We start from the raw sequence: 22,539 nt of genomic DNA, 5'->3' as shown, positions 1-22,539 counted from the left end.
CTCAGCCCTCCAGGGCCTCGAGGACGCGCTCGACGAGATCGGCCTGCCCCTCGCGGATGCGGAGAACCCGCGCGCCGCGGGCCTCGAGCGCGGCGGTGACGTCCGACGCCGTCTTCGCCGCCGCGTCGACCAGGTGCACGGCGCGCCCGCCGCGCGAGATCGTGCCCACGTCGAGGTCGATCACCCGCCCGCGGCGCATCACCTCTTCACCCGGGGCGACGGTGAGCCCGTCCACGGCGGAGAGCGCATCGAGCAGGGGGTGCCAGCGGGCGTCGAAGTCCTCGGGATCGTAGCGGCGCGCGGGCGCGGGGGCGGGCGCCTCCGGCCGCCGCGGAGACGGCGGCGGCGGAACATCGGAGCGAGCCGTGGGGCGGCCGAAGATGCTCGGATACCGCGCGAAGATCGCCGCCCAGTCGTCCGCATGGTGGAAGCGGATCACCGTGACGCCGTGCTCCTCGAGCGCGCCCTGCTGCTCGCGGTCCTTACGGCGCTGGTCGGCGTCGTCGTGCGGCGGGCCGTCGATGAAGACGGCGACGCCCTCGTCTCGGTAGAGGAAGTCGGGGCGCGCATGGCAGCCCTCGATGAGCGGCTGCGCCTCGGAGGGCAGCTTGAGGCCCATCTGCTCGACCATCCGCAGCCAGCGGCGCTCGAGCTCCGAGTCCGTGAGCCGCATCAGGCGATCGACCTGCTCGCCACGAGGCCGCGGCGCGGGCGAGACCGCGACGTCTCCGTTCATCCAGCGGGCGAGGATGTCCGGCAGCAACTTGCGGTCGAGGAGCCGGTGGTCCCGCTGGTTGAAGTACGAGAGGAGGCAATCGTAACAAGCGGCCTCGCAGTCCTCGCGGGCCCGGGGAGCGCGCCGCCGGTCCTCTCGCGTGACGGGGTCGAAATGGCAAAGCTCGAGCGCGATCTTCGCCACCTTGCTCAGGGTGTAGCGCTCCTCGACCAAGCGGCGGAGCACGCCGGCGCCGCCCTCGGAGGCCTCGTAAAGCAGGATGACGCGCCGGTCGTCGCTGCTCGGCAGGGGCTCGGCGGCTAGCTCGCGATCCTCGAGCTGGAAATGGACCTCGATCGCCGCCTTCAGCGCCGACATGAGCGAGGCCATGACCACATCGCCGAGGGTCGAGGCGGGCTCGACGAGGAGGCAATTGCGGTGGTCCTCGACATACGGGATTACCCGTTCCACCCGCGGCGACATGGCATCGTCCGGGTCCTCGTCCGCGCCCTGGCCCTCGTTGCGCGCCCAGATCCCGCGCTCGACGTCGAGCAGATACCCGAGCTCGCCATCCTTGCGGCGGCGCCGCCAGCCGAGGTTCATGCGCCACAGGGTGGCCGCGTGGCCGTAGACCAGGGTCGCGAGCGGCTCGCCGCCCTCGCCCTGAAGGGTGGCCTGCTGGGCCGAGATGGTCCCGCCGCGGCGAGCGAAGCGCACGCCGGTCTTGATCTCGTACCCGACGCGGACGCGCTCCTCCTCGTCGGAGTTGATGCGATCGCGGCGCCGCGTGGCGACGTTCTGCATGCGAAAAAGGTTCTCGTGAGCGAGCGGGAGCTTCTGGCCGCAGCGCTCGCACAGGTCGACGCCGACGCGGTCCTCGATCGGGTGCAGGTAACCGCAGCCCTCGCAGAGCGCGGCCCGCCGCTTGAGGGCGCCGTCCTCGCCGTCCACGGGGAGGATGACCTTGTTGACCACGTAGCGGGAGCCCTCGTGGTAGATGATGCTCCGTGGGCCGAACTCGGAGATGGCAAGGAAACGCGGCCGGGTGAGGAACTCGTCGACTCCCTTCTGCCGCCGCCGGCCTTCGAGGTACGCCGAGAGCGGCAGCCGGGGGAAGTTGTAGCCGGGGAGGAAGCCCTCGCTGGCGAAGTACCGGTAGCTGTAGAAATCCGACTGGCTCGATGAGCTGCGCTCGACCAGCAAGCGGAGCTGCGACTCGGCCTCGTTGCGCAGGCGCGTGGCGGCATCGCGGTCGCGCCTGTCACGTGAAGCGTCGCGGATGACCTTGGTCTGCCGCTTCTGCTGGCTCAGGGCGGCGCGATACAGGCCCCTCCAGCGCTCGCAAGCCCGTTCGAAGCTGTGGGGCAGTTCGCGGAGGACACGCTCGAGCCACTCGTCAACTCCCCCCTCCTCGTCGCCGATCAGGGCGGAGATGATCTCTCCGAGCGCAGCCTTGGCGAGCATGCGTGCGCGCTCGCGGGCGTCCCGGTCGTCGAGCGCTCGCTCCACCTTCGGCAGGAGGCCGAGCGAGGGCTCATCGCCGCCCACGTCGAGCACATCCGCGAGCGACTGGCCCAGGTTGAGGCGCGCGACACCGAGCCAGACCGCATGGACGTGAGCGCGGAGCAGGTCTTCGTTGTTCAGGTCGAGGCACGGAGCGGAGACGGCGCCGGCGACCATCCTCTCGGGCCGCCGGAAAAAGTACTGATCGTGGGGGCTCCCGGAGGAGCAGTACGTGAACACGAAGGCCGGCTGCCCGCTCCTGCCCGCGCGTCCGCTGCGCTGCGCATAGTTCGCGGGCGTCGGCGGCACGTTGCGCAGGTTGACGACGTTGAGCTGCCGGATGTCGACGCCGAGCTCCATCGTGGGTGAGCAGTAGAGGATCGGGAGCCTCCCCTCGCGGAAGGCAGCCTCCCGTTCCTCGCGCTTCTCGCTCGGCACCTGGGCGGTGTGCTCGCGCGCCTCCAGGCGTTTCAGGTCGGTCGTATCCTGGCGATAGAAGCTGGTGAAGAACGGATTGGTGCGGAGGCCTGCCTCGGGCACGTTGGGGACGCGCACGGGGTCGTGGAACGCCTGCTCGCCCGTGCCCGCGCGCCAGATGAGCGCGGAGGCGTTGAGCTGGTAGCCGGGCACGTCGTCGTCGGCGCGCTTCTCCATGGCCTTGTGGACGAGGCCGGGGATGGTGAGCGCCTCGAGGAGCTGCTCGATGATCTGCTGTACGTCCTCGGTCCTCAGGCGGTTCGCGTGACGCTCGAACGTACTCGCCCTCTTCAGGAAGAGGCCGAAGCCGCCGAGCGGCGAGAGATAAACGAAGTGAGGTGCCGCCGGCCGATCCGAGCCACGCGAGCGGGGAAAGACGATGCGGCTGCGCTCGAGCCGCTCCTGCTGATCGAGTGACCACGGGGCGATGAGGTACTGGCCCGAGAGCTGGCGGAGGCCCTCCTGCTCGACCGGGTCGAGGAACTCGACGCGGATCGCGAGTTCGCGGCGCATGAAGTCGAGGAGAACGCGGCACACGCGCTCGCGCTCCTCGGGCGCGGCCGTGGCGAGGGCGGGGTGGAAGGAGCGCCACCTGGCCTCGTCGCGGGCGAACCGATCGAGCGAGAGGTAGTCGATGTCGAGCAGCCCGCACTGCTCGAGGTTGGGCGACGTGACACGCCAGCCCCGACGCAGGTCACGGTAGAGATAGTAGCCGATGGCCTGGCGCAGCGCGCGATCGGTGTTGTCGCGCTGGACATATTCGACCGCCGGGTTGATCGCATAGAGCTCGATGGGCAGCGCGAGCGCGTCGAAGACACGCTTCATCAGCTCGTCGTGGCGGATGCCCTCCCCGCCGGCGGCGAGCGCGGCGCGGAACAGGGCAGAGCGCAGCAGGCCCACCTCGACGAAGTCGTTGAAGTGCCCGGCCTGGAGCGAGGCGTCCTGGCGGTTGTCGGTGAAACTGAGTAGCTTCTGCGCCTCGCGCTCGAGCGCCGCGTCCCGGCGGAGCCGCCGCACGGTTGAGAGGGAGAGTACGGTGGTCGCCGTGCTGCGCCCTTCCGAGCCGAGCGTGGCGAGCTTGCCGAAATCGGAGCTCTGGTGGGCGTCATAGGCGACACCGCAGTGGAGGCAGAAGAGGAAAGGCGCATCGATGAAGTGCGCGCGGAGCGGGCCCGCCCCCTCGACGGCGAGCGGGGAAAGGAACACCTCGCGCGGCAGCCGCTGCTGCTGGGACTTGCGCACGACCTGGCGGCCGTCGGCGGTGATCTCGAGCCAGCTGTCGGGGAGACGCTTGACGAGCGCGGCCTGGTCGGTGGGCGACGGCCACGGGTCCTGCGTGCTGACGTAAAGGTAGCCCGCCGTTCCGCCGTCGTCTGCGCGATCGGAGAGCTCCCGTTTCACGTAACGAAACCCGCCGCCCTCGTTCAGGATGCGGCGAACGACGTAGTATTCCTGGCCGCACTCGCGGCAGAACGCGAGCGGGAGCAGAACGCGCGAGCGGTCGGCATTCGGCACGAACTGCTGCGCGTGGAGGCTGATGTACCGCGCCTCCTCGGCGTCGAGGCCGGCATAGACGCTCTCGCCCTTGGAGACGAATTGGTGAAGCCGGAAGGCGAAGACAGGCCGTGCATGCTCGTCCCTGCAACGATAACCCGCGAGCAGCATCCGGCGGATGGCCTGGCCGCACACCTCCGGAGCGAGCCCGGTATCTCGCGCGAGACGCTCGGTGACGCTGCCGGCTCCGGACAGCGGCAGAGGCGTGCAGCGGACGAGGCGCCCGCTCTGCGGCTCGACGCGGAGGCCGAGGTTCGACTCGAGCCATGAAGCAAGCGGATGGTTGATGAACCTCTCGGCCTCTCCGGGCGGAGGATAGTCGTCGACGTCAATGCGTGCGCGAATCGCGCCGTGAAATGCCTGCTCGTCCGACTGCGGCGGCGGCGTGACGCGGCGCAGGCTCTCGCCGATGATCCTGGACGGCAGCACCTCGACTCCGAAGAGCTGCGAGGCGACACGGGCGACTTTCTCCTGTTGTTCGAGCCATGAGCCCTCGCTGGAGAGGGTCGCCGAGGTCCCCACATGGATGAGGCGGTCCGCCTCGCAGGCCTCACGTACGCGGCGGACCAGCAGGGCCACATCGGCGCCCTGCCGGCCGCGGTACGTGTGCAATTCGTCGAGAACGAGAAACCGCAGCCCCTTCGCCGCGCGCACGAGCTTTCCTTCGTCGGGCCGCGTGAGCAGGAGCTCCAGCATCACGTAGTTGGTCAGGAGGATGTCCGGTGGGTCGGCGAGGATCTCCCGCCGCTCCTCGTCGCTCTCCTGCCCGGTGTAGCGCCGGAAGGTGACGGGCGGGCGGCCGTCGGCGAAGCCTCGGCAGAGGAACTTCTCGAGCTCTCCCTGCTGGCTGTTGGCCAGCGCGTTCATCGGGTAGACGACGAGCGCCTGGATGCCCTTGCCGCTGCCGCGGCGGAGCACGTGGTCGACGATCGGGACGATGTACGAGAGACTCTTACCCGAGCCGGTGCCCGTGGTCAGGACGTAGCTCTCACCTGCACGCGCTGCGTGGATGCCCTCGACCTGGTGGCGGTGGAGCTGGATCGGGGTGCCACCTCGGCCAGAGCTGTCCTTCACCGCGAAAATCTTGAGGCACTCGGGGTGGAGCACACCGTCATCGACGAGCTTGCGGAGCGGCTCGCCAGGCTGGAACGCAGGGTTGAGCTGGATGAGGGGCTGCGGCCAGAGAAAGCCGTCCGCGAGCTGGTGCTCCACGTAAGCGCGGATGCGATCGTCGCGGATGGTGAGGAAGCTGCTGATGTAGCTGCCGTAGTCGCCGACGACCTGCTTGCTTAGCTCGAAGACGTCCATGAGTGGTCGGGGCGCGTCGGGCCTCTCAGGGTGCGGTCATGTGGGTTCGATCGCGGACCGCTGCGACCCCTGGTGCGAAGCGGTCACGGTGGTCGAGAAGTAACAATCCAGGCACTGGTGGAGAAGAAAAAATTGGCCGGGTCGCCAGACCTGCGACTAACGGGACGGTTGTTCAGCATCGTCGGGCAACGCGTGTACGCTCGCGTACATGCCGCGGTTCGGATCCGTGGTCGTTGTGTGTGTCGGGCTCCCGCAACCTCCCCCGGTTGGATCCCCGGCTTTCCTGTGCGCTGGCCCCGTTCCTCGCCCCCCACGCCTCCTGCACGGCACGATGTGGCGGCGGCCGACACGGCGGCGACGGCGGCGTCCTGACCTGATCACGACGATTCCAGCGCGACAAGCCTGCGCTCGAGGTACTCGATCGGGTCCTCGCCCAGGTCGTCCACCTCGTCCAGGATCCAATCGTGCCGTAGCAGCGCGCCCTCGGGGCCCATGTAGAGCGTCGCTTCGACGTCGCTGCCCACGGGCACGAGCGGCGCCCCCTGGAAGCGCACGCGCGGCCATGCCGCGCCCTCCTCGAGCGTGGCGCTGTCCTTCGCCCACGACGCGTGGTCCGCGGCCTCTCTCTCGAACGCGAGCATCTGAAACGCGCCGAACGACAGCGACGCCGCCCCCTCGCGCAGCGGACAACGGAGCCCGCCGAGCCGGCGCTCGAGCGCATGCACCGCCGGCGTCGACGGCAGGCCGTGACGCGCGAGGAGCGCGTCGAGCTCGGCACCTGGGCACGTGCGCCGCAGATCGCGCCGAAACCCGAGGCGGAGGAGCCGCGCCTCGCCCCGCTCTGGCATGCCTTCGACCCAGGGCGCCACGTGCTCGACCGTGCGCCCACTCGGCCATTCGGCGCGGCTCACCCGGTAGCCGTCGACGGTGCAGACCTCCTCGATGACGGGCGGGTCGCTGCCATCGATCCAGGCCACCCAACCGCCCCCACGACCGAAGCGCGGCCGGTGGCGGAACCACACGGCATGAGGGCACCCGCCAGGCTGCCGCGCGAGCGGGGCGATCGTCGACGCCTGCGGAAGACTCACGAGGGCCCCGGAGAGACCGAGCGCGCTGCACGCAGCGATGAGGCGCGTGACATCGGGTGGGCCAGCGAAGGCGTGCACGACGGGGGCCGCGGGCTCATCGATATCGCCTTCGTTGACGAGAAGCGTATCCGATTGCCAGAAGCGCTGCAGATCATCGCTCGCGGCGGCGGATTCGGCGGCGCCGAGCCTCTCTGCCAGCAGACTTGCTCCCTCGCGTCCAGAGAGCACGAGGTGCAGTCGCTGTTCCTCCTCGGCCACCCCCGTGAGCGCGAGCCTCGCGAGGTAAACAGCCGGGTGATCGGCAAGAGCAATCCACCCGTCCCCATCGCTCCGGTACAGCCTCCCGCGCTCGTCCATCCCGAGCGCGCCGCCCCATACGAAGCGGCCTATGACCACAACGCTCCCGCCGTCTCCGGGGAGCGTCGCCGGAGACGCGCCTACCGCCATGGTTCCGAAGCGTGCGCCGGACAGCTCGATCAGGTAAGAGGACGCCGTGCGACTCCCCTCGCCGAGCGCGTGGAGCTCACGCTCCCAGTCGACGAGGATCTCGGCGCAAGGAACGCCGCGTCCTTCGAGGAACCCGCGCAGCAGGGGCTCGTCCCACGAGGGGCTGAACCTGGCATGTCGCTGGATCCAGGAGAGAAGCGAAGGATGAACGTCAGTCAGGCTTCTTTCTTTCATGGTGCCTCTCAGCGCTCACAGGATCCTCGTCCACTGCCCGTTCCGGTGCTCCCAGGTGCCGAGCGCTGCCGGCCCTCCGGGCGGAGGCGCCGCATTGTTGAAATACGCAGCATTCGCCGGGCTACTGGTGAATGTGGTAGAAGGATTGAACGCAGGTCCGGTGTGTCCACCCGCCGTTCCGGTGGCGACCACGTTGTTCGGCGGCGTCATGCCGGCCAGCGTGTAGAGCCGCGGGATCATCTGGCTACAGTTCTCGCAGGCCGGCCACCTCTTCTCATTTCCTGGGTTTGACTGATCTATCCTACGCCCGCTTACGATGCCCTCATTTTGATCGATTCCGCTGAGCGCGTTACTCAGGTTCTGTTGCCATCCGGGGTCTCCGGGGCGACAGGATCTCGGTGGAGCTCCGGTCCTCTGCGAATGCGGAGTCCCGTTCCACTCCCATTCACTCAGATAGTTGCTCAGCGCGTGCGGCTCTGCGCACCTTCCTCGCGAATCGTTCTGCCGCGCGGTGTTCGCGTCAGCCGGCGGCAATGCAGCGCGCACGGCAGGATGAAGGTCGTCGATGCTGCCCCCGCTCTCCCCTCGACCGAGGACCGGGCGATTGCCCGCGGGCCCCGGACCATAGATCACGGACTGCGCCGCGAGCGCGTCCAGATCGAAGGCATCCACCGGCCTTCCTTCCGCATACGCATACGCCCGCAGGCTCCCCTCGAGCCGCATCGGCTCCGGGCTCAGGTACTGCCCCGTCTCCGGATCGTAGTACCGGTACCTGTTGTAGTAGAGCCCCGTCTCCTCGTCGGCGTACTGCCCCGCGAACCTGAACGGCGTCATCCTGGCCCGCTCGTCCTCGACGCGCCCGAACAGCGACGCCTCCAAGGTGCCGACGAGCGCGCCGTCTCCCGTGACGAGCGCCTCCGGCATCCCGTTCGTCGCCCCGACGTAGTACCGGACCGTGTCGTGCTCGCCCCTCCGCACGCGGTCCGCGAGCGGCAGCATCGCCTCTGGCAGCACCGCGTACGCCCGCTCTTCCACGACCGGATCGCCGCTCGCCGCCGCACGCGCGCGGACCTCGTGCACCACCGCATCCCCGCTCCAGGCGTACCGCGTGACGCTCTCTGCCGCGCCATCCCTCTCCACGCGCTTCTCCAGCCGCCGCGCGAAAGGGTCATACACGAAGCGGACCACCCGACCGTCCGGCAACCAGACCGCCTCCAGCAGATCGCCGTCGCTCCAGTCGAACCGCCACGAGCGCCCGTCCGCGGCGGTCTTGCTCGTCACACGCCCGCGGTCGTCGTGCGCGAAGCTCACCCCTCCTCGCGCCACGAGCCGCCCGCCGGGCGCATACCGTCGCTGCGCGGCGCTCTCGTACAGCTCGCCGCCCGGCCCGTGCTGGAAGCCCTCGATGGCGTCCCGCCGCGCCCCCGAGACCCGCTGGCGTGCGACGATCATCCCGTTCACATCGCGCGGGAGCTCGATGGATCTACCCCCCGTCTCGTCGCCCACGGCCCCGAGCAGCCCCGCCGGCGACCAGGCATAGCTCTGTGCAAACGTCAGCCCGAGCGGCCTCGGCCCCACCCAGGCTGGCTCGCCTGGCCGTACCATGGGTCCTGCCGCGGGGCTCATCACCTTGACCCGGGCCAGCAGCCCGTCCGGAGTCACCTCCTCGGCGATGCGCCCGCCCGCGGGCAGCGCCCGTTCGACCAGGTTGCCCGCTGGATCGTAAGCCAGCCGCAGGACCCCAGCATCGCCGAACGACACGCCGATCGGCCGCCCTACCGCGTCCCGCGCGATGTCCATGGCGCCGAACGGCCCTGAGACCCGCACCGCCTTGCCGAGCGCGTCGTACGCGGTCTCCATCGTTGTCCGCTGGTCGCCCCGCGTGACCGTCTCGCGCACCACCCGCCCGCGCGCGTCACGCACGTAGTCGCAGGTGACCTCTCCGCTCGTCACGAGCTCCATCCGGCCGAGCAGGTCGTAGGAGATCTCGTCCCTCCGCCCATCCGAGAAGCTGCGCGCCACGAGCCGTCCGCACGGATCATACGTGAGCTCGACGATGCCAGCGCCGTCACGGATCTCGACGATCCGCCCCATCGCGTCGTGCCGGTAAGCGATCCGGCGCCCGTCGAACGTGTGCTCCTCGACGATGCGCCCCTCGCCCCGGCGCACGAACCGGTGCTCCTCGCCGGCCTCGTTCACCACCCGCACGAGATCCTGCTCGCGATCGTGGAAGTACCGCACCGAGCTGCCGTCGGGCCGGACCACCTCCGTCACCACGCCGACCCCACCCCAGCGCAGCATGGTCGCGCGCCCGTCCGCGTCGACGATCCGCGAGAGGCGGCCATCGGCATCGTACTCGTAGCTATCCGTCGCTCCGCTCGGCCGCCGCACGGACAGGAGCCTGCCGCACGCGTCGTAGACGTAGCTCGTCTCGTGTCCCCGCTCGTCCACGAAGCCGGTCACCCGCCCCAGGAAGTCGTACCGTATCCGCCGCGCGGACCCGTCCGGCTCGATCACCGCCACCCGGTTGCCGAGCGCGTCGTACTCCATCCGGGTGATGCCGCCGTTCGGGAGGACCGCCTCGACGAGCAATCCCCGCGCGTCGTGGCGAAACGCCACCACGGGCCCGAGCTCGTCGAACACCGCAGCGACGTCTCCCTGCGCGTTTCGCTCGTAGCGCGCGTATCCCCCGAGCGCGTCCCGCATCTCGGCGATGGCGCCCCGCTCGTCGTAGAGGTACTCGGTCCTGGCGCCCATCGGATCCACCACGGCGCGTAGCCGTCCGCCCTCGTCCCGCTCGCAGCGCCACGTGTGCCCGAGCGCATCCTGGTACGCGAGCACGTTGCCCGCTGCGTCGAACCGGTACGAATGCACGCTCCCGTGCCAGATCACCTTGTCCGCCTTGTCCAGGCGGTTGCCCTCGATACGGCGCTGCGAGCGCGAGGTGATCACCTCGATGAAGGCGCCGTGGTCCTCGATCTTGACGTGGCAGAACCCCTTCGCCTTCGTCTCGCCGTCATCCAGGGTGTCGCGCACCTCGCGGTCGAGCGCGTCGTTGCCCGGACGCTCGCACCACGTCTCCACGCAGCGGCCCTGGTCGTTGTACCGGAAATGCGCCACGAGCCCCCCGGGTTCGCGACGCGTCGTCAGCCGGTGCTCTTCGTCGTATTCGTACCGATGCTCGTGCCCTGCCGCGTCGATCGCGGCCACGAGGTCGCCCCGCTCCCCGTACCGGTACGTGCGAAACGACGTCCATCGCCCCTGCGCCGACGCGTTCTTCACCTCGAAGGCGGCGATCCTGCCGTCCGGGTGCCGGCGGACGCGGACGATCCGCCCGACGCTGTCGATCACATGCGACAGGCGCTTTCCCTCGTACCTCAGGCGAACCTCGTTCCCGTACCGATCGACGATGCGCGACAAGAGCCAGGATCCCTCCTGCCGCTCGCCGAGCACATACAAGAGCCCTTCCGCCTCCAGCGTGTAGCCCGCCGCGCGGCGCGTCAGCCGGCCGCACGGCAGCGCGACCGGGTGTTCCGGCTCGGGCACCTCTGCCGTCGTCGGCGCGGCGTTCGGCTCCAGCACTCGCAGCGTCCTTCTCCGCTCCTCGATGCTCCAGGCCAGCGAATGACTCCAGCCGAAGCCGAGGCCGAGGTCCACGTCACGCGTCTCCGACGAGTAGCTCCGCTCGACGACCAGCGGAATTGGCCCCGGCAGCGCGAGATCGGCGACCTTCGCGGTGTAGACCCGCCCCGTCACGGGGTCGACCGGATCTCCCGCCGAGGTGCCTCCGCCGCGCCCGTGTGACGGGCTCGGGCAGGCTCCGTTGCTGCCCGGGCCGCAGGAGCCGGCGTTCTTGCCGCCGCCTTGCGCGCCCTGGCCGCCGCCCTGGCCGTCGGCTCCTTGCCCGCTCCCGTTCCCCCGACCTCCACGCCCGCCGGCCCCACCTCCACCACCCTCGCCGCCCAGGATCCACGTCCCCGGGTTCATGCCAGGAATCGCGGGGATGTTCGGAACTGGAGCCGTGCGCGCCATGGAACCATGGTCACCGGCTGCCGCGCGGTGTGTCAATTTCGACGAATCGGCCTGGTACGTGCCAGACCGGCTCCGTCGTGTGCCAGGTGAGGGGGTCCGACCGACGGCCACAGGCGCAGGCCAGGCGACATGGAGTGGGCTTGCTCACACCGGAGCGCCGGCGAGAGCGGCGAGCCAGGGTATCGGGGGGGGCGGAGGGTGGCCTCTCCACCGCGGAGATGGGTACGACCCATCTTTTTGTTGGAGGCACGTCCACGGGGAGATGGGTGCCACCCATCTTTTTGTTGGAGGAACGAATTTGCGGTGCCGAACCGTCGCGATCCGTCACCTCACCCGGGATTCTGGGGGCACCAGACCACCGATCGCACCCGTTCGGACGGCATCGACCCAGCCCGGGCCCAATCGCCGACGCTTGAGCTTGGCGAGCTCCCGCAAGCCGACCCGTCGCCTCGGGCCGCCGTGGTCGCCTCGCTCGCCTGCACCCTGAGCCGTGCCGTCGCAGTCGGCGACGAGATGGCGGCTCGGGTCGTGCACGAGGCGATCGGTCGGCTTCTCGGCCTTCCGCCCGTACCGGAGGACTTAACAGGCAGGCGCCGGTAGCAACACTCACGGCTGCCGGGAGGTGGCCTTCGCGACCCTCACCGCAATGCCGAGCAGCAGGTGCGGCCTCTCCACGGGCCCGTCAAGGCGCGCGAGCTTGGGCAACGATTTGTGATGCCGAACCGTCGTGATCCGTCGCTGCTGCCGCGGCTTTGGGGCCTCCAGACCACCGTTCGCGCCCGCTTCGGAAGGCATGGCCCCGACCCGGGCCCAACCGGCAAGCCGTCGGCTCGCGGCAAGCCGTCGGCTGGGGGAGCTCGCGCCAGCCGACCCGTCGCCTGGGGCTGTCGTCGTCGCCTCGCTGCTCACCCACGCCGTCGCGCTTAGGGACGAGGTGGCGGCCCACCTCGTTCACGAGGCGATCGGCCGGCTGCTCGGCCTGCCGCCGGCACCGGAGGGGCGAGCCAAATGCGGCCGATAGCCGGCCGGACCCGCGCCTTGGTCGCCCGGTGAGCCCGGCAGCTCCTCGATGCCCGCCGGCCCGGCGGAACGCGGCAGGGCTGGGTGACTGGGTGAGCAGCGGCGAGGGGGGCCAAGCGCCCGCCCGCCGCGCCGACAACACCGCCGACCAAGATGACGCCTGAGGTGATCCTCGCCCAGAAGCAAGCTACTGCGCGCGGCGGTGGACTCGCCGGTGGTCCCCTCGACGCACCCCGCTGCGGCCGAGGTGGATCTCCCCCGGGCGGGAAAGCGGGCTCCACGAGCCGGCAAGATGCGACCCAGCCCTTGACGCGTTCGCGCATCGCGTCGTCGGTCGCAGCCGATACGTCTGCAAAAGAATTCGTCCACGGCAAAATTGACGCCGGGGACAAAAATCGGCCGATCCGACCTTGCGTCTACGCATCCGATGCGTAGACTACGCCTCGTGTGGTTGAGGTGTTGGGTGCAGAGGTCTCGGACCTGTGCACCATACGGGACAGCGCAAGTTGTTCCACCGGGGAGCCGTCGATCCTCACCCGGGTATATAGCATAGGACTTAGACGGTAGAGGCATGGTGCCTAGTTCTTCGGACAGGATACTCCGGAGGACGCAGCTCGGCTTGGAGGATCGGCTGATGTTCCGCAGGAGCGACGAAAGGAGTTCCGTCTCATGACGGTGCTTTCTGCGTTGCTCGTGCGGCTGACTTCGCGAGTCTTTTCGCGCGAGGTTGGCTATGCACGAGCCGGACAAGATCAAGCGTAGGGCTCAGGACAACTACGAGAGATTTTACAACGAGATCGAGATCGTCGAAGAGCTGAGGGATCGAGGAGGAATCCTCGCCAAGATACTACGTGCCGCCGACTCTTTGCAGGACGCTGCCTGCCTGACGACCGTTGCTGGTTTGATTGTGCTCGATAGGCAGGGAGGCAGTGGTAACCCTGTGTGGTGGCTGTGTGGCATAGTAGCGCTTGTGACGCTCAGCGGTCTCGTCGTGATTGCTCTCAATCGAGGTAGAAATGCCGAGACCGGCAAGTACAGAAGCCAAGGTCCGGCTCAGCCTGGAACTGCCCGAGCGAGTCCGCGAAAGGCTCGAGCGAGTTCGGGAGATGAGCGAGGCGGATAGCCTCACGGAGGTCATTCGACGGGCACTGTCGGTATACGACGCGCTGCTCACCACCGCTCAAGAAGAGGGAGGAAAGGTGATGCTACGCAGCGCGGATGGCACCGAACGGGAGTTGTTCCTCGTCTAAACCAACATGCCGAATCGACGGCCAGGCGCGCGTACCCCGGTGTGCGCAGACCTGGCCGTTCCCTTTTTGGAGGTCGTCAGCAGGTGCATCCGCCCCCGAGAGGCGTCAGTGTAGTGCATCCTCCGCAGAACGAGCAGGGACGGCAGGCACAGTCCGGGCGAAGGCAGCCGTGGGGTCCACGCGGCGCGTGCGTGCCCTCCGACTGGATCGCCTCACGTTCGACGTCGGCGAAGCGGCCCCGCTCGACACGCCAGACGTTGTTTCCGTTGAGCGTCCGAGCCATGATGCGCTTCTCGTATCCCTCCGGACCGATCGGCTTGCCCCGATAACCGCCGAAGAGAGAACCAGGCTGGTTCTGGTTGGGCAGGCGACCCTGTTGAAGGGTCGGCAGCAGGATAGAAATCGCTTCGCGGAGCTTCTGGAACCGGACCGGCACGTTCCTCTCGGAGCGCCGCCATTGTCATAGCTCGGCCTCATGGATCGCGCCTGGGTCGGCCAAGCGGATCCTGTGATCGCGAGCGCCGTCAGCTCCGCGATCACGACCCGGGCGAGCGACGCTCGGGGTCGGCCAAGCGGATCCTGCCATCCGCTCGACGTGCTCATGTCTTGCTCTCCTTCGATGCCTCCGCCGCCCGGCGTCGCCGGCCCGGGGGAGGGTTGCGGTACGAGTCGCCCTCGAGGACGAGGACGTAGGCGTCGTGGAGGAGCCGGCCATGGCCGCGCTGGCGAGCAGCGGGTCGCCGAACAGGCCGCCGAACTCCTCGACGGCGCGATTGGACGTCAGGATCATCGCCCCGCGCTGGTAACGCAGGCGGATGACCTCGTAGACATCGGCCGCCTCTTCGACGGTCAGCGAGCGGAGGCCGAGGTCGGCGGGTGTCAAGATAGTTGTCCGTTGATTCGGTCACCTCGTTGTGAGTGCTTGAGCCTCGTGCGTGTGGGGGTTGAGGGTCACGGGGCCGATGGCGTCCAGTTGCGTGTCTGGCCGGTCCAGCGCCGGGGCGTCCTGCGGCGAGCGCGCTCGTAGAGGGCGTGGCGGGCGGCGAGCAGCGCGCTGTCACGACCGCGGTGGCGGTCTTCCGGCGTGACGAAGCGGATGCTGCTGTGCAGGTGCTCGCCATTGTACCAGGCGACGAAGCGCTCTACCCAATGGCTCGCCTGTTCCACCGTGGCGAACAGGCGGCGTGGGGACTCGGGCCGGTACTTGAGGGTGCGGAAGAGGGCCTCGGCGTAGGGGTTGTCGTCGCTGACGCGAGGGCGGCTGAAGGACGGCACTACGCCCAGGCGCTGGAGGGTGGCGAGCATGGTCGAGCCCTTCATCGGCCAGGCTCCGGCATCGGCTGGGCGCTCTCCCGGGTCCCACGCGATCGCCTGCCGCAACACGTCTCGCAGAGCCTCGCGGCATCCCAACCCGCCCAGCAGTTGCTCCGGCTTGCGAATAACGGTCAGCGGAAGCGGCGAGGCTGCCGTCCCCTGCGGCCGCTCTCAACCGGACTTTTGCTCAAGCCTCCTCATGAGCTCGCGTGTCGTCGGCAGATCGAGCTTGCGCCCTGAAAGCGATAATCCGGCTGCAAGATATCGAAGCGCCCCCTCGATCTCTCGAACGCTCGACCGGATCGTCTGGGCGAGGTAGAGCGCGACGTCGTCGGTCACGTCCATACCCTCGAGCGCCGCCTCCTTACGGATGATGGCCACACGCGTCTCGAGCTCGGGCATCTGAATGTCGGCGACGAGACCCCCGGAGAACCGGGACACGAGCCATTCATCGATACGTTCAAGTTTCTGTGGATATTCGTTGCTTGTTATCACGATCTGCCGATCGAGCGCGTGGAGCGCGTTGAAGGTGTGGAAGAACTCATCCTGCGTCTGCTCGCGCCCGGCCAGGAACTGGATGTCGTCGACGAGCAACACGTCGCAGTTCGACCTGTACCTCGCGCGGAACTCGTCCATCCGGTGGTGCTGGATGGCCGTGATGAAGTCGTTCGTGAACTTCTCGGCCGAGACGTAGATGATCCGCGCGTCCGGCCTGCCCTCGAAGACGCGGTGGGCGATGGCATGGATGAGGTGCGTCTTGCCGAGACCCGTCCTGGCGTGGATGAAGAGCGGGTTATAGCGGCGCCCCCCGCCGCCCGCGGCCGCGATCGCGGCCGCGTGCGCCAGCTGGTTCGAGGGGCCCACGACGAAGCCCGCGAAGGTGTGCTTCGGGCTCAAGCCGCCGGGTGACGACGACGTGCTGCGCGATGATTCTGTCCCCCGGAGGGGTATCGGAGACTCGGGCAGCGGCATCGCCGCAGATTGATGTGCAGAGCCCAAGGCAGCGCAGAACGTTCCAGCGTCAGGAAAGCGCCGATCTTCGCTCCACTCGATCGCTTTCTGCAGGACTTCCCGGACCGCGCTGCTACACGGCAAGCGCTTGAGCACGTCCTCTGGATAGCGCAGGACGGACTGCGGCAAATCCTTACCGTACAAGCAAAATATGGCAGTCATGCCGAGCCCGAAGACGTCAGCCCTCGCGTCGGCTTCATGTGGATGCTGCAGCATCTCAGGCGCCGCATAGAGGAATGTGCCGAGCGCGCCGGTCCTCGTGCCGCCCGTGGTATCACCGACCGCCACGAGATCGAAATCTGTCAGTTTCGGCTCATCGGCGTTGTCCAGGAGGATGTTCGCTGGCTTGATGTCGCGGTGAAAGATGCCTTTGGTGTGGGCCAGCGCCAGCGCCTCGCCAACGCGCAAGATGATGGGGACCACCCGGTCCAGCGGCAGGTTCTTGAGCACCGTGTGGCGGAGGTCACCGCCTGGCACGAACTCCATCACGAAGTAGTACCAGCCGTTATCCTCGCTGTGAGGCCTCAGGATGCGGACGACGGCCGGGTGATCCAGCTCCGCCATGATGCGCGCGCCCCGGAAGAAGCGGTCGCGCCGGAGCGGATCTCCGGCGAGGTTGGCGTGCAGGACCTTGACCGCAACGGTGTCGTTCTGCTCGCGATCGTGCGCCTTCCACACGAACGCGAAGCCGCCACGCCCGATCAGCTCGAGCAGCAGATAGCGGCCGTCATCGAGCGTGTCGCCGGCTCGGAGCTGACCTCCGTCACGTATCTGCCGCTTCAAGCTGACGATTTCCTGGTTCACCTGGGCGGCGCTGAGCCCGAGGTGCTGTAGCTTCGCTCTCCGGGCCAACGCCTCCTCTATCTGCAGGCTGAGCAGGCGGGTCTGCTCGTCGGGGTAACGCGGCATGAGCCCGACGGCGGCGGTTGGCTCGGTATCTGTAGTGATCGCTGCGCTCGCCGGCGTGGCGCCGAGTTCCTCGACGGTGCAACGGATGCCGTTAACGATGTCCTGCCAGGCCTCGTCGTGGTTGGACCAGCTCGTCACCGGCTTCCCGCCCGCGGGCAGCGGGGCGAGGCGCCCGAACGCGCCCCTCTTCCAATCGCAGGCCCGAAGCAGGATGGGGATGACGCGCACCTGCCGGGCGCTGCGGGACTCGAGGGCGTGCCCCACTTCTCTCTCGTAGCAATCGTCTGAAGCGAGGAAGTCTCTGCTGATCAGGAGCAGGATGACCTGCGCCGCCTCGATCTTGGCTGCGACCGCTGGATCCCGCTCTTCCCCGGCTCCAAGCAGACCTCTGTGCCATGCACGGACGATGCGATTGCGCTGCAATAGGGCGAGACCCTTCTCCAGCTCACGGAGGAACGAATCATCCTCGGCGGCGTAGGAGATGAAGACATCGACGGGGCCCGTCGCCGACGACGCCGCGGCGTCCGCGGGCATGGGAGCAGCATCCAGCGCAGCCTCGGACAGCGCGGCGCCCTCTGCGGGTGGAGACGCATATCTGGGACCGACCGAGGCCTCGGTTCTGCGCCTCACCGGGTGTGCCGTGACCGAGCGTACGAGCTCCTTGATTCCGTGTTGGAAGGCTGGCTCACTGGGGAGAATATCGACCGGGTCGAGCTCATTGAAAAATCGACTCAGATCGAATTTCTCCAGCCGGATCGGGAGAATTCTCTTCTCGCGCTCCGTAAACTGCCGGGCGCGCGGCGCTTGGCGGTCTCCGAAACCGTGTCTTTTCGCTGCTTCGAAGGAGAGGCACGGCACGACGAGGTTTGCCGTTTTGAGGCATCGCCGCGCTGCTAAGAAGAACGACTCCTTCTTGCGGATCTCGTCGTTCGAGACGATCCACGCATCGTTGCATGCTGCTCGTAGGGCTTGTGCGATCCGGCGGATGGCGGGCTCGTCGACCTTGGCGTGCAGCAGAAGTAGAAGCGCCACGGAACTCCGAGTATCGCATACCTCCCGAGCCCGCGTCCAGCCCGTCTCTCGCCGTCCCGCCGGCAGCCAACGCGTCAGGCTCAGGACGAGGTCCTCGATACCGAGGGCACCGACGTTGACGACTGTACAAGCTGATCGGTCGCCCATCGTGCTCTGCGCCGGTGCGTGTGGACGACCTCGCCTCCTTCGTCAGCGAGGGAGCGGGAGAGCCACTTCGCTTGCCGGTGAACGGCAACGATCCTCGCCGTTAGCTCCACGTCCTTCCGCTCCGCCCTGGTCTTGTACGTGTACTTTCGCCTTCTGCGCCGTGGCTATCGTCGCGTTTCCCGCGCTGGACACGCCGCGTCCTCGGGAGCACGTAAACCGTCGGCATCCTCCAGCTTGACGCCCTCTCTCTGCCCCGGCATAAGCGCGGAATGCAAGGCTCGGACGCCCGCTGAGCCCGGCAGAACCTCTCCTCGGCGCCCGCCGGCCCGGCTGGATGCGGGAGGGCTGGGTGAGCACGCGGCGGAAGGGGCCAAGCGCCCGCCTCTGCCGCGCCGAAGAAGCTGCCGCCGACCACGATCGCGCCCGAGGCGATCCTCGTCGAGCGCGGCCAGATCCGCGCCATGCTGGCCAGGTGCGACGTGGCCGCCGCCGATCGCGACGACGTGCTCCAGGAGTGCCTCATCGGCGCGGTCGTGGCCGTCCGCGAGGGCAGATGCCGGCCGGAGCCCGGGCTGGATCCGACGCGCATCCTCCAACGCTGGCTGGTCGGCATCGCCGTGCACCGGGCCGGGAAGTACCACCAGAAGGCCTTATATGGCCTACCGCCGCCGGGAGGCGACCTTCGCGGCCCCGCACCGCATCGCCGACCAGCAGGCGCCGTCCCCCACGGACCCGTCGAGGCGCGCGATCCCTTCGGTCTCGGCCCAGCTCCGGCTGACCAGGCCCCGTTGCCCGCAGGACGCGCCCCGCTGCGCTCGCGCGTATCGGCCGCTGAACGGCGGCGCGCTTTGCCCGAGAGATCCTCTAGGGAAACGTGCGCAGCGGTGAAAGGGCGCCCTGCCGTCGCGATCGAGAAGGACGCTCCGTTCAGTTGTGGCTGGCACGCCCGAAGAAAAAGCATCTCGCCCTTCCGTCGTCAATCATCGTCATCGTCGCGGCGCTCCACCTCAAGAGCGTGCTGTCCCGCTGCGGCCGCGAGCGTCGGGAGCGCGACATGCCCCGCATAGAGCGGCGACCAGCGGAAGACTAGATCGGCGCGCATGCCGCGGCCGGACAGGTGCACACCGCACGGCGCGAGAACGCCGATGGTCGATTCGGCGCTCACGTAACCGGACGTGACAGCGATGTGCATATCGACCCGCTCTTTGAGGTGCGCAAGGCAGAACTTGCCGTCGCGGATCGCCAGCTTCTGCACGAGGCTCCCTGTCGTCCGCTCGCCTTGCGCCGATGCATGAGCGCGGAGATGTACCTCGACAAACAGACCTTGCCCGAGGTGAAGCAGCAGTCTACCGCCTGGCAGCGGGAGTGCCGTCGCGCACACCAGGGCCGACCGCAGCGCGCCGATGACGAACGCGAGTTCTCGATCGGCATCATACCAATGCTGTGTGGGTATCACGAACCGTTCCCTCTCCCCCAGAACAGGGAGGCTTCGGCTCGGAATCGGTGTCGCTTCGCTCCACGGCGGCGACGTTGGGTCGGCCGCGGGGGGCACGCTAGGCCACGCCCAAGGCTGCGTCCGGCGCTCTGGGGACCATGCCAGCTGTTGGAGAAGCTGAGTGAGCCAGCTCTCGGGCGCGCCAGTCAACTCGGGAACCGCGATTCTCTTGACCGATTCAGGGCGCATCACGACCAGCGGTTGGTCCCGCCGTACGATAACGTCGGACAACGGACTACGGCAGCGCGTCCAAGGGGTCTCTTCATTAGGTGTGGTCGACGCGAGGTACAGCCCTGGACGCGCGGGCCGCTCATCCGTGTCAACGGGCAAGCGCAGCCGCAAGCGCGCTTCGAGCTCCGTCTCGTCGAGCAACGTGGTCAGGGCGCCGCGCCAATCTTCGACCGGGGGGGCCGGCGCCGGAGGGAACCTCGTGGAGAACAGCAACGCCCTTCGCGCGAGCTCCACGATCTCGCGATCCATGTCGTCCGTGGCGTGGCGCGCTGCGAGGGCCTCCAGGAACGGGTCGTCAAGCAGGTCGTCCTCCGTCATCGACACGGCCTCGCGCAGCAGTTGCTCGATCGTGCGTCGTCGCACCGCAGTGACGTTCTCGACCTCCACCTTGCCAAGCGCGGCAAGCTCGGCGCGCACCGGCCCGGGTATGTTGATCGCCAGCACTCCCTTCTCGGTCACGATCGCCGCAGGCGCGCCCGAGAAGCTCGCAAGCCATCGCGCCCTGTCGAGCCACGTCTCCCCTTCCAAGATGGGCACTGGCGCGATCCGCTTCGGGAGCTCGGCCGCCCATTCCTGGACGGTCGCCGCCGCCTCGATCCCGAGCTGCCGTGCCCAGGAGAGACGCCGGCCGGGTGGCACGGAGCTTTCTGCGTTCCGGTAGCTATGGCTGCCCCAGTCGCTGCTCTTCAGCACGTCTCCGGCGGCGAGCTTGCTCATCAGTGTCCGCAGCTGTATGGGATCGTTCGTCGGGAGTTTTGCGGACGAAGGTTCCTCCTCAGCGATCTTCGACAGGGGCCGGTTCACCTCCGGGAGCCCGGGCAACATTCCCCCTTGGCGAGCGATCAGGAGGCCGTTCGGCGGATCGAGCGCGATCGGCTCGTCGAACCGGATCGCTATCCAACGCGAGATATCTGGGATCGGGTACGGTGCAACGATCAGGGCGCCACGAGCAGCAAGCTCGTCGACCCTCGCGCGCGCCGAGTGTGTATCCCGCGCCGGCTCGACGGTGAGCCCAACTTTTATGAATTCATGAAACGAGAACGGTAGGCGTTCGTGCTGAGCCTCCGTCACGATTAGGAGCGTCGGAAAGACCGCGGCTTCACCGAGAACATATTCTCTGATGGCCTTGAACATGCTCTCCGCGCGCGCTCCCTCTTGGGGACCTCGCGTCGCATCCACCACGAGGCGGATCGGACGCTCGGCGAGGAGCATCTCGGCCAGGCCTGTTAGTCGATCCCGAGCAGCAGCCGGAGCGCCGAGCACCTCGAACGTCGTGTCCCTTCGTTTCCGGTCGCCTAGGAAAAATTTCACTCCGTCGACCCGACCTCGGAGGCACGAGCTCAGGCGCGACTCTGCCGTATCGATGCTCCAGCTGTCATCTCCGGGGTGATTTTTCTTCCAGGCCTCGAGCCACGCTATGGCAAACTCCTTCTGCATCATGCCTTCACGGAAGTATCGCCTGAGCTCGTCGCCGATCGTTCCTGCCACTGCTGTTCCTCCTGCGGCCACCCTCGCCGTGGCGATCGCCCGCCCACGATACGGCTTCGACAGCAAAGGGCACTAGGGTCTCCTTGCATGTAAGTGGAGGGCGCGGCCGCCGGTGGCGGCGCGGCGGTCACTCGATCGCGAGCAACCGCGTGCAACCGGCCGACGCTGCAGCCTCCCGCCGGTCCGACCGAGAAGCACGCCTCTGTAGTCCAATGTGGACAAGTTCAATGTATGTCCTCATGGCTTCGTCATGGATCCGTCGCGATCCGTCACATGCGCCGAGGTTAGGGGGCATGAACGCGGATGGCCCCGCTCGAGGGGCATGGCCCCAACCCGGGCCAACCTCCGCCTTCGGGGAATTCTCGCCGACGAAGGCGTCGTCATGGGCTGCGGTGGTTACCGAGCTTGCAGCAGCCTGAGCCGCGCCGTCGCGTTCGGGAACGAACTGGTGGCCAGGGTCGCTCGTGCACTAACCGGGCAGTTCCTCGGCTTGCCGCCGGTACCGGTAGGGTGAGCCACGTCCCGGTCGATAATCGGGCCGAATGCCCGCCCTGGTCGCCCAGTGAGCCCGGCAGCACCTCGACGCCCGCCGACCCGGCCGACCGCGCGCGGGCGGGGTGAGCAAGCGGCGGAGGGGAGCCAAGCGCCCGCCCGCCGCGCCGACAACACCGCCGACCGAGGTGAAGCCTGAGGTGATCCTCGCCGAGAGCAAGCTGCTGCGCGCGGTGCTGGCGAACTGCGGCGTGCCCGTGCGCGACCGCGACGACGTGCTCCAGGAGTGCCTCATCGGCGCCGTCGTGGCCGTCCGTGAGGGCCGCTACCGGCCTGAACCGAGGCTACACCCGAGGCGCGTCCTCCAGCGCTGGCTGATCGGCATCGCCGTCCACCTGGCAAGGAAGTACCACGAGAAGGCCTACCGTCGCCGGGAGCACGCCGTCCCTCGGCAGCTGGCTTACGCGCGGCGCGAGGGGTACAATCTGAAGCAGCTGTACTGGTGGCGCTGAAAGCGTATCCGTCCTGTAGACCCCATCCTCGCGAGGTGCGTGCCGTCGCCGTAGATTCGCGACGCGATGCGAGAGCAAGAGCGGCCTGCGGCGAAGGGTGGTTGGGCGCAGCAGCGAGCGGGTAAAGCGGCGGTCGATGCCGATCTCCCCGCCCGCGTGCAGGTCGCCCGCAGGCGCACGGCAGCGAAGCCGCGTGCCGCCGATGCCACTGCCGACCCCGAGTCGTCGACGAGGCGCCGGAGGCCACGCGTCGGCCGAGCGAGCGCCGAAGAGGCGGCAC

8 protein-coding genes and 1 pseudogene are annotated in these 22,539 nt (G+C 68.3%); 2 read left to right on the top strand and 7 right to left on the bottom strand.

Annotated elements, in window-relative coordinates:
• Position 1: 1 nt before the first annotated feature.
• The 3 genes from WME76_RS12725 to WME76_RS12715 all read right to left on the bottom strand — a co-directional run bounded on the left by WME76_RS12725 (position 2) and on the right by WME76_RS12715 (position 11,313).
• Positions 2–5,557 (bottom strand): DEAD/DEAH box helicase, encoded by a 5,556-nt coding sequence (locus WME76_RS12725; RefSeq protein ID WP_437960394.1) that lies wholly within the window; start codon positions 5,555–5,557, stop codon positions 2–4.
• Between the two features lie 377 nt (positions 5,558–5,934).
• Positions 5,935–7,326, bottom strand: a complete 1,392-nt coding sequence (locus tag WME76_RS12720) for a hypothetical protein (RefSeq protein ID WP_437960393.1) — start codon at positions 7,324–7,326, stop codon at positions 5,935–5,937.
• A gap of 15 nt (positions 7,327–7,341) precedes the next feature.
• Positions 7,342–11,313 (bottom strand): RHS repeat-associated core domain-containing protein, encoded by a 3,972-nt coding sequence (locus WME76_RS12715; RefSeq protein ID WP_437960392.1) that lies wholly within the window; start codon positions 11,311–11,313, stop codon positions 7,342–7,344.
• Between the two features lie 1,798 nt (positions 11,314–13,111).
• Here WME76_RS12715 and WME76_RS12710 point away from each other — a divergent pair.
• Positions 13,112–13,501, top strand: a complete 390-nt coding sequence (locus WME76_RS12710) for a hypothetical protein (RefSeq protein ID WP_437960391.1) — start codon at positions 13,112–13,114, stop codon at positions 13,499–13,501.
• Positions 13,502–14,088: 587 nt separating this feature from the next.
• Here the strand turns inward: WME76_RS12710 and WME76_RS12705 are convergent.
• The 4 genes and pseudogenes from WME76_RS12705 to WME76_RS12690 all read right to left on the bottom strand — a co-directional run bounded on the left by WME76_RS12705 (position 14,089) and on the right by WME76_RS12690 (position 21,255).
• Entirely contained in the window at positions 14,089–14,511 is a 423-nt protein-coding gene (locus WME76_RS12705; RefSeq protein ID WP_437960390.1) for an ATP-binding protein, read from the bottom strand.
• Positions 14,512–14,532: 21 nt separating this feature from the next.
• A pseudogene (locus WME76_RS12700) lies at positions 14,533–14,951 on the bottom strand (integrase core domain-containing protein); the annotation flags it as partial.
• Positions 14,952–15,113: 162 nt separating this feature from the next.
• Complete coding sequence (locus tag WME76_RS12695; RefSeq protein WP_437960389.1) at positions 15,114–17,894, bottom strand: DnaA ATPase domain-containing protein; 2,781 nt, start codon at positions 17,892–17,894, stop codon at positions 15,114–15,116.
• Positions 17,895–19,017: 1,123 nt separating this feature from the next.
• Positions 19,018–21,255: a hypothetical protein gene (locus WME76_RS12690; RefSeq protein ID WP_437960388.1), complete on the bottom strand. Its 2,238-nt coding sequence runs from the start codon at positions 21,253–21,255 to the stop codon at positions 19,018–19,020.
• A 692-nt stretch (positions 21,256–21,947) separates the two neighbouring features.
• Here WME76_RS12690 and WME76_RS12685 point away from each other — a divergent pair.
• On the top strand, positions 21,948–22,259 hold the full coding sequence (locus WME76_RS12685) for a hypothetical protein (RefSeq protein ID WP_437960387.1): 312 nt from the start codon (positions 21,948–21,950) through the stop codon (positions 22,257–22,259).
• Positions 22,260–22,539: the final 280 nt, after the last annotated feature.

Origin of the sequence: Sorangium sp. So ce119 (genome assembly GCF_051524405.1) — a bacterium.
Taxonomy (GTDB): Bacteria; Myxococcota_A; Polyangia; order Polyangiales; family Polyangiaceae; genus Sorangium; species Sorangium cellulosum_G.
This window is presented reverse-complemented; position numbering and strand designations above follow the sequence as displayed.